Origin of the sequence: Clostridium sp. K04, from assembly GCF_019734375.1 — a bacterium.
In the GTDB taxonomy this organism is placed as follows: domain Bacteria; phylum Bacillota; class Clostridia; order Clostridiales; family Clostridiaceae; genus Clostridium; species Clostridium saudiense.
On record NZ_JAASHD010000001.1, the window covers coordinates 61,331 to 73,834 of the forward strand.

General features: G+C 28.8%; 9 protein-coding genes. 7 read left to right on the forward strand and 2 right to left on the reverse strand.

The features are described from left to right. Positions 1 to 394: 394 nt before the first annotated feature. The 4 genes from HCG70_RS00400 (at position 395) to HCG70_RS00415 (ending at position 4,366) form a co-directional block, all read left to right on the forward strand. Positions 395 to 2,008: a Na/Pi cotransporter family protein gene (locus tag HCG70_RS00400; protein ID WP_042401444.1), complete on the forward strand. Its 1,614-nt coding sequence runs from the start codon at positions 395 to 397 to the stop codon at positions 2,006 to 2,008. A gap of 94 nt (positions 2,009 to 2,102) precedes the next feature. After that, a complete protein-coding gene (gene cwlD / locus HCG70_RS00405; RefSeq protein ID WP_042401439.1) occupies positions 2,103 to 2,798 on the forward strand; it encodes an N-acetylmuramoyl-L-alanine amidase CwlD in 696 nt (231 codons plus the stop codon). 159 nt (positions 2,799 to 2,957) lie between these two features. Further along, positions 2,958 to 3,800 carry a fumarate hydratase gene (locus HCG70_RS00410; protein WP_042401435.1) on the forward strand — a complete coding sequence of 281 codons (843 nt, stop codon included), beginning with the start codon at positions 2,958 to 2,960 and terminating at the stop codon, positions 3,798 to 3,800. 11 nt (positions 3,801 to 3,811) lie between these two features. After that, positions 3,812 to 4,366, forward strand: a complete 555-nt coding sequence (locus HCG70_RS00415; protein WP_042401432.1) for a Fe-S-containing hydro-lyase — start codon at positions 3,812 to 3,814, stop codon at positions 4,364 to 4,366. A 249-nt stretch (positions 4,367 to 4,615) separates the two neighbouring features. Here the strand turns inward: HCG70_RS00415 and HCG70_RS00420 are convergent, their stop codons facing one another. Next, on the reverse strand, positions 4,616 to 5,473 hold the full coding sequence (locus tag HCG70_RS00420; protein WP_042401431.1) for a YitT family protein: 858 nt from the start codon (positions 5,471 to 5,473) through the stop codon (positions 4,616 to 4,618). A gap of 335 nt (positions 5,474 to 5,808) precedes the next feature. Here HCG70_RS00420 and HCG70_RS00425 point away from each other — a divergent pair, with 335 nt between their 5' ends. The 3 genes from HCG70_RS00425 to ptsP all read left to right on the forward strand — a co-directional run bounded on the left by HCG70_RS00425 (position 5,809) and on the right by ptsP (position 11,068). Continuing rightward, positions 5,809 to 8,022, forward strand: a complete 2,214-nt coding sequence (locus HCG70_RS00425; protein WP_394805642.1) for a ribonucleoside-diphosphate reductase subunit alpha — start codon at positions 5,809 to 5,811, stop codon at positions 8,020 to 8,022. 84 nt (positions 8,023 to 8,106) lie between these two features. Then, entirely contained in the window at positions 8,107 to 9,141 is a 1,035-nt protein-coding gene (locus HCG70_RS00430) for a ribonucleotide-diphosphate reductase subunit beta (RefSeq protein ID WP_042401425.1), read from the forward strand. A 307-nt stretch (positions 9,142 to 9,448) separates the two neighbouring features. Beyond that, complete coding sequence (ptsP, locus tag HCG70_RS00435) at positions 9,449 to 11,068, forward strand: phosphoenolpyruvate--protein phosphotransferase (RefSeq protein ID WP_221697334.1); 1,620 nt, start codon at positions 9,449 to 9,451, stop codon at positions 11,066 to 11,068. A gap of 190 nt (positions 11,069 to 11,258) precedes the next feature. On the opposite strand, the gene HCG70_RS00440 is transcribed toward ptsP, so the two are convergent. Beyond that, positions 11,259 to 12,362: an IS4 family transposase gene (locus HCG70_RS00440; RefSeq protein WP_221697335.1), complete on the reverse strand. Its 1,104-nt coding sequence runs from the start codon at positions 12,360 to 12,362 to the stop codon at positions 11,259 to 11,261. Positions 12,363 to 12,504: the final 142 nt, after the last annotated feature.

A 12,504-nucleotide genomic window follows, 5' to 3' on the forward strand; every position in this document is an offset into this window, starting at 1 on the left:
TATACCTCTCTTTTTTTTTATGTGAAATAATATTATTAAAAGAGAAATTGCTTATAAGGTGCTATAATATTAAGTAATGACTTAATTATAAATATAATATTAAATCAAAATTAGAGGAAATTAAGTAAAAATATAAATATAAATAATCTGTATGTTTAGCAAAGTAATCATAACTAATAGTAAATAGTTAGTATGATTACTTTTTATTTTAATTAAATAAAGTTTATCAATATATATTAATGAAATATCTATCATAAAATTAAAAAGAATAATATTAAATCTATGTTAAAAAATGTTGAAATCTATTAACAAATGTTAAATTTTATTGTAAACTTAACGAGGTGAAACTTTTATTAATATACATAAAATATACAAGAGTGAAGGAGAAATTATCTTGGATACGATATTAACTATTGTTAAATTACTAGGTGGATTAGGACTATTCATCTACGGTATGAAGTTAATGGGAGATGGTCTTGAAAATGCTGCCGGAGAAGGATTAAAAAAGATACTTGAAAAAGTAACTAAAAATCCTATAATTGGAGTTATTGTCGGAGCTGTAGTAACTATGGTAATTCAAAGTAGTAGTGCTACAACTGTTATGGTGGTTGGATTTGTTAATGCTGGATTAATGAATTTAGCACAAGCGGCTGGAATTATAATGGGGGCAAATATTGGAACAACCGTTACGGCGCAATTAGTTGCTTTTAAATTAGATAATATTGCACCAATTTTTGTTTTTGTTGGTGCTATGATGGTAATGTTTGTTAAGGGCAAAAAGAGAAGAGAAATTGGTAACATAATACTTGGATTTGGTATTTTATTTGTTGGTATGGGAACTATGAGTGGAGCAATGAAACCATTGACATCATCTCCAATGTTCCAAGAAATACTTACAACAGTAGGATCACACTGGTATTTAGGTGTAATAGCAGGGGCATTAATTACAGCAGTACTTCAAAGTTCATCTGCGACTACAGGTATACTTGTAGCTTTAGCAACAGCAGGAGCATTAAATATTAACCAAGCACTTCCAATAATAATGGGATGTAATATTGGTACTTGTATAACAGCAATGCTTGCAACTGTTGGAACTAATAAAACTGCTCATAGAGCGGCTATGTTGCATTTAATATTCAATGTAGTTGGTACTATAATATTCTTACCAATAATAGTACCAGGGTTCTTAGGTAACTTTGTTTCATATTTCACTACAGATGTAAATAGACAAATTGCAAATGCACATACAATATTTAATGTAGTGAATACTTTAATAATGGTTCCTTTAATACCTATATTATGTAAAATAGTTGAGAGAATAATACCAGGTGAAGATGACGAAAAGGTAGGACCTAAATATATAGATGATAGATTATTAGAAACTCCAGTAATTGCGGCTGGACAAGTTGTTAAAGAAACTATAAGAATGTCTAATAAGGCAAAATTAAGTTTAGAATTAGCTATGGATGCATTTATGAAAAATGATGAAAACTTAGCTGAAAAAGTATATGAAAATGAAGAGATAATTAATAACCTTGAAGAATGCATAACAAATTATTTAGTTAAGCTTTCTAAATGTGAATTATCTGATAAAGAAAAGAATATAGTTGCATCTACATTCCATATAGTTAATGATATTGAGAGAATAGGAGATCATGCAGAAAACTTAGCAGATTTAACTGTTCAAAAGATTAATAAAAAATTAAGCTATAGTGATGAAGCTATTGATGAAATAACAAATATGTATCAAAGTACTTTAAAGGCATTAGATATATCAATAGAAAGTTATTCTGATAGAGATTCAGCAAAAGCAAAAGAAATAACAAATGTTGAAGCTGAAATAGATAAGATGCATAAGAGATACAGAGACCTACATATTAAGAGATTACATGAAGGTACTTGTAATGCATATGCTGGTGCAATATTCCTTGATTTATTAAGTAATCTAGAAAGAATAGGTGACCATTCAACAAATATTGCAGAAATAGTAGTTGAAAACAATAATTAAGAAAGAGCGAGAAATCGCTCTTTTTTTTATTTTGAATAAATAGTTATAAAATTAAACAAAATAAAAACAAGATTAACATAATGGAGGATGTGTTATGAAAAAAATTATTGTTGCTATTTTTACTTGCTTAATACTTACGAGTTTAATTACTCCAGCTTATGCAACGGTAAAAGAGGATGAATCACAAAAAATAATTTTAATTGATCCAGGACATGGTGGAATTGATGGTGGTGCAAAATCACAATCAGGAACAATAGAAAAGGATATAAATTTACAAATAGCATTAAAACTTAGAGATAACTTAGAGGAAAAAGGTTATAAAGTTTGTATGACCAGAGAAAGTGATGAAGGTCTTTATCAAGAAGGAAAAACTGTAAAAGAGAAAAAAAGGGAAGATTTGAAGAAGAGGGTTTCATTAAAGACAGAAACAAATTGCGATATATTTGTTTCAATACATCAAAATATGTTTCCACAAAGCAAATGTTATGGCGCACAAGTGTGGTATGCATCAAATGAAAAGAGTTATGAACTAGCAACTAAAGTTCAAGAATCTATTAAAGAAACAGTTAATGATAATAATAAAAGAGTTGCTAAGCCAGCAGGAGAAGCTTATTTAATATTAAGAGATAAATATGAAGGTGCTTCAATAATAGTGGAATGTGGTTTTTTATCAAATCCAACAGAAGAACAAGAGTTAAAAACTGATGCGCATCAAGAATTAATTGTAAAAGGAATATCTGATGGTATTGATAAATATTTTGATGGTAATTCTGAAAAAGGTGCAGAATAATAGAAATTTCCCAGGAAATTTAGGAGTTAGTAGTTAATTTTTATATTAGCTGCTAACTTTTTTGCTTTTTTTATAAATAGAATCTATTTTAGGTTTTAGTTGTAAAATTTATCTAAAAATAATAAACTATTCATATATACAGGAAGGGGAGGTTCTTAAATGAGAGAAATACATATATCAAAAATTATTGATACAGTAAAAGAACTTTGTATTGAAGCAAATTATTATTTATCAAATGATGTAAAAAGAGCATTATGCAATGCAAAAGAAAATGAAACTTGGCCATTAGCAGAAAATATATTAGATCAAATAATATTGAATTCTGATATAGCTAAAAATGAAAATATGCCAATATGTCAGGATACTGGAATGGCTTGTATTTTTATTGATATAGGACAAGATGTACATATTGTTGGGGGCTTATTAGATGATGCTATAAATGAAGGTGTCAGAAGGGGTTATGAAGAGGGCTTTTTAAGAAAGTCAGTAGTTAAAGACCCTATTAATAGAATTAATACAAAAGATAATACACCAGCAATTATTTATTATAATATGGTGGCTGGTGATAAAATAAAAATAACAGTTGCTCCTAAGGGGTTTGGATCTGAAAATATGAGTAGAATCAAAATGCTTAAACCATCAGATGGATTACAAGGAGTTAAAGATTTTATAATTGAGACCGTAAAGCTTGCAGGACCAAATCCATGTCCACCTATAGTAATAGGAGTGGGAATTGGAGGAACTTTTGATAAGGCTGCTTATCTGGCTAAAAAAGCATTAATAAGACCATTAGATAAAAGAAATGAAGATAAGTTTTATAGTGATTTAGAAGAGGAGCTTTTAGCTAATATTAATAAATTAGGAATAGGGCCACAGGGCTTTGGTGGAAAAACTACAGCTTTAGGGTTAAATATAGAAACATATCCAACTCATATAGCAGGTTTGCCTGTAGCAGTTAATATCAATTGTCATGCAACAAGACATAAAGAAAGAGAACTGTAGGAGGATTTAAAATGGAAAAGAAGATATCAACTCCTTTAACTGAAGAAATATCGAAAACATTAAGAGCTGGAGATAGCATATTATTATCAGGAATAGTTTATACTGCTAGAGATGCAGCTCATGGAAGATTAATAAATTTACTAGATGAAGGAAAAGAGTTACCTTTAAATATTAATGGTGAAGTTATATATTATGTAGGACCTACTCCAGAAAAGCCAGGAGAGGTTATAGGTTCGGCTGGACCGACAACTAGTTATAGAATGGATAGTTATGCACCAAGGCTATTAGATTTAGGTTTAAAGGGCATGATAGGTAAGGGTGCAAGAAATGAAGAAGTTATAAGTGCAATAAAAAGAAATAATGCAATATACTTTGGAGCAATAGGTGGAGCGGGTGCATTAATAAGTAAATGCATAAAGTCGTCAGAAGTAATAGCTTATGATGATTTAGGAGCAGAAGCAATAAGAAAGCTAGAAGTAAAAGACATGCCATTAGTTGTTATAATAGACACAGAAGGAAATAACCTATACGAAATAGGAAAAAAAGAATACTTAGAAAGTATTTAAAGTATTAGGGTAAATAGAAAATGTTGCATAGTCTACTTTTCTAAGAATATTGAAATATTATTTATCAGCAAAAACATTAACTCAATTTTAGGTTAAAAGTTTGTGAATTAGTTATTACATTCAATTTTAGGTTAAAAGTTTGTGAATTAGTTATTACATGGATAAAGAAAAAAGAAAGATTATCTCTTCGGGAATTAGTGAAATATTCCCTACGATATAATCTTTCTTTTTTGATATTACACGTAGTAACTAAATTGTTGCGAAGCCTTTTCCTTTAACTTCAGATACATCTATTATAGTAATAAAAGCTTTTGGATCAACTCTTAATATTTTAGTTTTTAAGCTAATCATTTGAGATGTTGTAACTGCAACATATAATAGCTTTTTCTTATCTCTAGTATATCCACCCTCAGCCATAAGAGCAGTAACACCACGATGCATATCTTTTATTACGTAATTAATAATATCATTTTCCTTTTCAGTTAAAATAAGAAGAAGTTTTTTACTAGTAAAACCATTTAGTACTTTATCTAAAAGTGTGCTGGTAATGAATAGTGATATTAATGTGTATAGAGCTCTAGGTAGTCCAAATATGAAAACTGAAATACCAACTATAATTAAGTTAAATCCAAATCCAACTTTTCCGATATCAAAGTTTGAATATTTTTTTCTAATAACCATAGTAATAATATCAGTACCACCAATAGAACCATTTCTATAAAATACTAATCCATATCCAATTCCACTTAAAACTCCACCATAAATACAATATAATAACATATCATCAACTTGAACTAAGTTAGATAAAGGTTTAGTTATCATTAATGCAGTTGAAAATGAAATCATACCTATTGCAGTGTAAATAGTAAAGCGCTTGCTTAAGAATTTATAACTTACAAAAAATAGGGGGATGTTAAGTAGAAAAACTGTTATTCCTGATGGAACATTAAATAAATATTGCAAAATTAGTGCTATACCAGTAACTCCACCACTTAGAAGCTTAGCATTAGATAGGAATAGATTAACTCCTAATGAAGAAATAAAACATCCTAAAATAATTACTACAACGTCAATGTAAAAACTTTTACTTTTAAATAAATCTTTCATAAAAAATACCTCTGTATTAATATATCGATAGTTTTCATAAAGATTATATATTAAAAATATAGCTATGTTAAGTAATTTATTTTAAATATATGTAACATAATAATAATAAATAAAAAAATGATAAATATATGGAAAGTAATTATTGATTAATAATCATTATAGATTATTAAAGGAAATTGAAGAAATTGAAAAGATAAGTCTTTTTTTTTAGTTTTTTTGCTTTATAAGTTATTTTACAATAATAAATAGTAAGATTATAATTACGATATATTGTGTAGAGAAGAATAAAATATACTATATATAGTGGAGGAGCAAACGTGGTTAATTTAGAAAGTATTTGTAAAAAAGCAGTTAGTGAAATAGATGATTTACAAGGAATTTATGTAAAAGAGAAGCTAATTGATGGGTGTAAAAATATAATAAGAGAGTCAATGAATGAAGAGGAAGTTAGAAATTCTGTAATTCAAATAGCATTAGAGCTAACTACTGAACAAGAGCCAAAGTGGCAGTATGTTGCATCAAAATTATATGTAGATAGATTATATGATGAAGTAAAAAGAAATAGAGGAAGAGAAGTACAAGATAAGCCATATAGTAATTATTATGAATTTATTTCTGAAATGACTGATAAGAAATTATATGGAAAGTATATTTTAGAAAATTATACTAAAGAAGAAATTGAGGAATTGGAAAAAGAGATAAAGCCTGAAAGAGATTATATATTCACTTATAGTGGTATAGATTTATTAACAAAAAGATATCTTATTCAAGACTATAATAGAAAACCTCTTGAGCTTCCACAACAAATGTTTATGGGAATAGCAATGCATTTAGCAATTCCAGAGGATAAACAAAATAGATTAGTGTGGGCAAAGAGGTTTTATGATGTTTTAAGCTCACTTAAAGCAACTATGGCAACACCTACTATGTCAAATGCTAGAAAGCCATTTTATCAATTAAGTTCATGTTTTATTGATACAGTAGAGGATAGCTTAAAAGGAATATATAAATCTTTAGATAACTTTGCAGAAGTATCAAAGTTCGGTGGAGGAATGGGAATTTATATAGGTAAGATAAGAGCTATAGGATCAGCGATAAGAGGTTTTAAAGGAGCATCAGGTGGAGTAATTCCATGGATAAAGCTATTTAATGATACGGCAGTAGCAGTTGACCAATTGGGAGTAAGAAATGGATCAGTTGCAATATGGCTTGATGCTTGGCATAAAGAAGTACCAGAGTTTTTACAATTAAGAACTAATAATGGTGATGATAGAAAGAAAGCGCACGATATTTTCCCAGGGCTTTGTTATCCAGATTTATTCTGGAGATTAGCAGAAGAGGATATAGACGCTAATTGGTACATGATGTGTCCTCATGAGATTAAATCCATTAAGGGATATTCTTTAGAAGATTACTATGGGGAAGAATGGGAAAAAAGATATTATGATTGTGTTAATGATGACAGAATTGATAAAAGGGTAATGTCTGTTAAGGATATAGTTAGATTGATTATTAAAAGTGCTGCAGAAACAGGAACACCTTTTGCTTTCTACAGAGATACAGTAAATAAAATGAATCCTAACAAACATGCAGGAATGATTTACTCTTCTAATTTATGTACAGAAATAATGCAAAATATGAGTCCTATGGATATTCAAAATACAACAATAACAGATGACAATGGAGATACTATTATAGTTGAAAAAACTAAGGCAGGGGATTTTGTAGTTTGTAATCTTTCATCAATAGTATTAGGAAATGTTGACGTAAATAACGATGAAGATGTGGAATATGTAGTTGAAACTCAAATAAGAGCTATGGATAATGTAATAGATCTAAATTACTACTCAGTACCTTTTGCTGAAGTTACTAATAAAAAATATAGAGCAATAGGATTAGGAACTAGTGGATACCATCATATGCTTGCAAATAATAAAATTCACTGGAATGAAGAAAAACATTTAGAGTTTGCAGATAAGGTTTATGAAAAAATAAATTATTATGCAATTAAAGCAAGTATGAAAATAGCTAAAGAAAAAGGAGCATACTCATGTTTCGATGGTTCAGATTGGCAAAATGGAGAGTATTTTAGCTTAAGAAATTATGATTCAGACAAATGGAATGACTTAAAAAGTGATGTAAGAAAATACGGATTAAGAAACGGATACTTATTTGCAGTTGCTCCAAATGGTTCTACAGCAACAATAGCTGGAACATCAGAGGGAGTAGATCCTGTTATGGCAAGATTCTGGCTAGAAGAAAAGAAGGGAAGTATTGTTCCAAAAACAGCTCCAAATTTAAGTTGGGAGAATTTCTGGTACTATAATTCAGCTTATAATATAGATCAACAGCTTTGTATAAAGATAAATGGAATTAGACAAAGACATATAGACCAAGGTCAATCATTTAATTTATATATAACAACAGAATATACAATGAGACAAATAATGAATTTATATATAACAGCATGTAAGTGCGGAGTTAAATCTATTTATTATGTAAGATCTAAGTCATTAGAAGTTGCAGAATGTGAAAGCTGTTCTGCATAAAAATTGATTATTATCTCAAAAGTATTAATTGTGTAGAGGATTAATGCTTTTGAGACATACTAAGTTAAGAGCGGGAGAAAAGAAATGGAGATAAGGAAAAAGCCTTTATTTAATGAAAATGGTGATATTGAAGTTAGTAAGAAAAAAATGATAAATGGAAATACCACTAACTTAAATGACTTTAATAATATGAAATATAAATGGGCATCAGATTGGTACAGACAGGCAATGAATAATTTTTGGATTCCAGAAGAAATTAATCTTTCTCAGGATTTAAAGGATTATGGAAAGTTAGATAATAACGAAAGAATGGCATATGATAAGATATTATCATTTTTAATATTCTTAGATTCAATACAAACAGCTAATTTGAGCAATATAAATAATTATGTAACTGCTAGTGAAATCAATTTATGTTTAACTATTCAAGCATTCCAGGAGGCTGTACATTCACAAAGCTATAGCTATATGCTTGATACAATTTGTTCACCAGAAAAAAGAAATGAAATTCTTTATCAATGGAAAGATGACAAAGTTCTTCTAGAAAGAAATAAGTTTATTGGAGAGCAATATAATAAATTTTTAGAAAATCCAACTGAAGAAAATCTTATAAGAACTATTATGGCTAACTTCATATTGGAAGGAATTTATTTTTATTCTGGATTTATGTTCTTTTATAACCTTGAAAGAAACGGGAAGATGCCAGGTTCAGCTCAAGAAATTCGTTATATAAATAGAGATGAAAATACACATTTATGGTTATTTAGAAGTTTAATTCGAGAACTTCAAAAAGAAGAGGCAGAAATATTTACTAAAGAGTTTGTTGAAGAATTAAGACTTATGATGAAAATTGGAGTTGAACATGAGATTAATTGGGGAAATTATGTTATTGGAGAAAACATACAAGGAATTAATAAAAATCTAATTGATTCATACATTAAGTATTTAGGAAATAAAAGACTAAAAGAAATAGGATTAGAACCTTTATTTGAAGGATACGATAAAAATCCAGCTCCATGGGTTGATTCATTATCAAATGCTAATACTGTTAAAACAGACTTCTTTGAGGCTAAATCAACAGCTTATGCCAAGGCTAGTGTTTTAGTTGATGATTTATAAATTATACGTATAGCGAATGATTTTTCTTGAAATAATAAATAAATTCTATATTTTTTTAGGAGAATGCTTCCACACAAAGATAAAATTTAAAAAAATTAATGATAACGTTATTTAAAATATGTTATAATACTCATGGTCGTATTAAGTTTAAATAAGATAAATTTAAAATGGGATAGATTTATCTTACAAATTTTCAACAGTATATAATAGGTCATTAAATTGTAATAGAAATATTATAGTGGCTTAAAGTATAACAATAATTTTAATAATAGTATTAAATTTATGCTTAAGTGTAGGAGGAATTTATATGAAAAAAGGTATCGCTGCATCAAAAGGTTACGCTATAGGTAAAGTATTTATTCAAGAACATGAAGAAATAGTTATTAACGATGCTAAAGTTGAAGACGTAGCTGCAGAAAAAGAAAAATTAAATGTTGCATTAGAAGCATCAAAACAACAATTAACAGCAATAAAGGAAAAAACACTTGCTGAAATAGGTGAACACGAAGCGGCTGTTTTCGAAGCTCACTTAACACTATTAGATGACCCAGAATTTACTGGTCAAATGGAAATGACAGTTGAAAATGATAGCTTAAACGCTATGAAAGCTGTTCAAAATGTAACAGATACATTTGTTATGATTTTCGAATCAATGGACAATGATTATATGAGAGAAAGAGCTGCTGATATTAAAGACGTTTCTAAGAGAATCATCTCTAACTTAGCAGGAAAAGGTGGAAGTGCATTTGCTATAACTGAAGAAAATACAGTAGTTGTAGCTCACGATTTAACTCCATCAGATACAGCTCAATTAGATAGATCAAAGGTTTGTGGTTTCTTAACAAACATCGGAGGAAGAACTTCTCACTCAGCTATCATGGCTAGAACATTAGAAATTCCTGCTGTTGTTGGTTTAGGAGATATAACTACAACTGTTAAAAATGGTGATTTAGTAATAGTTGACGGTATCGAAGGTATTGCTATAATCAACCCATCTGAAGAAGTAGTTGCTGAATACAAAGCTAAGAAAGAAGCTTTTGCAGCAGAACAAGAAGAATTAAAGAAACTTATCGAAGTTAAAACTGTAACTAAATCTGGTAAGAGAGTTGAAGTTTGCGGTAACATCGGTAAGCCAGAAGATATAGATCAAGTTTTAGCTAACGGTGGAGACGGTGTAGGATTATTCAGAACTGAATTCTTATACATGGACAGAGACCAAGCTCCAACTGAAGAAGAACAATTCAATGCTTACAAAACTGTTTTAGAAAAAGCTAACGGTAAGCAAGTTGTTATAAGAACATTAGATATCGGTGGAGATAAGGTATTACCTTACTTACCATTACCTGAAGAAATGAATCCATTCTTAGGATACAGAGCTATCAGATTATGCTTAGATAGAAAAGATATATTCAGAGTTCAAATCAGAGCTTTATTAAGAGCTTCTGTTTACGGAAACCTTTGTGTTATGTTCCCAATGATTTCTGGATTAGAAGAATTCCAAGCTGCTAAAGAATTCGTTGAAGAATGTAGAGCAGAATTACATGCTGAAGGAATTAAAACTTCAGAAACTATTCAATGGGGTATCATGGTTGAAATTCCAGCAGCAGCAGTTATGGCTGATGAATTAGCTAAGTATGTTGACTTCTTCTCAATCGGAACTAATGACTTAATCCAATACACATTAGCTGCTGACAGAATGAGTGAAAAAGTATCATACCTTTATAATCCAATGCACCCAGCTGTATTAAGATTAATAAAGATGACTATTGATGGAGCTCACAAGCACGGTAAATGGGTTGGAATGTGTGGAGAAATGGCAGGAGATGAAGCTGCTATACCTACATTAGTTGAATATGGATTAGATGAGTTCTCAATGAGTGCTACATCAATCTTAGGAGCTAAGAAAATAATATTAGACCAAGAATAATATAAAAAAAGAGAATCGCATTAGTGATTTTTAGTGTTGTATTAAAGAAATAGATTACTATTGCTTTTAAAGTAAAAGTGAGTATTAACGAAATTTTTTCGATAATACTCACTTTTTATTCATATGGAAAAATAATGAATTAAAAAAGTGTGCACTTGTCCAATTTTTGAATAGAATTTTTTAAATTATTTTATCCACTTAAAGTAATTAATCCTCTATAATAAATCTCAAGAAGATTTGATCGGATTATTCTTGTTAGAATAAGAATATTATATTTAACTTCTAAATTTTGCTTTTTACAAAATAAATAAATTAACATATATGTTATTAATGCTGAAAAAATCTGAATTCTAACAGCATTTTCATTATAACCTATAAATTTTTTAATTCTAAGATTTTGTTTAATCCATTTAAAGAACAGCTCAATTTCCCAACGTTTCTTATATATATTTATAATGTCTTCTTTTGATAAATCAAAAATATTAGTTATAAAAGTAATTGCTTCATCATTCTCATCAAAACACATAATTTCTCTATATTTATTAAAGGTTAAATTTCCGCCGGGCGTTGAGCCCATTATTACCTCAGTATCATAAATATCTTCATTTATATTTGAGTCTAAAAATTTTTCCTCCATTACTATTGAGTTTTTGACTCCACGAGTAACAAATTTAAATCCATTTTCAGTAAGTTTATCATACCATCTATAATCGTAATATCCTCTATCAAACACATATATACAATCTTTGTCTCTAAACATATTATCAACACATTTTCTATCATTAATATTACCTTTAACTATATTTATGTGTTCAGGATATTCGCCATTAAACATTGTACTAATTTTCATTACTGATTTTTCGTCATCAAATTTAAGTGATGGAGCTAATTTTAATGCTGTTACGATTACGCTTGAATCTATGATTCTAAGCGGAGGAAAATCTTTAATTAGTTTATATTCTCCAAAACGCTTTTTAGCTTTAGATATAAGATAATAAAATATATCTTCAAAAATCCGACTATCTCTAGATGCATTCTTTCTACTAAATTGAGAAACACTTGGTATATTAATGAATTTTTTCAATTTATTATTATGAGATATTTGAGTTTGTAACTCTCTTAAACTTTTACAGTTCATAAAATTAGAATAAAGTAATGCATATAAATGTGATTTGGTATCAAAATGCTGACTTCTAAAATTTCCATCATATTTTGAAATAACTCTTTCTAGAAAAGTTCCTTGAATTTCCGCTATTAATTTATTAAAAACTAATTTATTATTAGTATTGGACATAATAAAAAACCTCCATGTGAATAGTTTATAGCAAGACTATTAAATCACATGGGGGTTTATTTTTTTAGTTGTAAATTATTCCTTAGACATAATACATTCGTGTCAACAAGTAAGTTTTACTTAGATGCAACACTAAAAATCG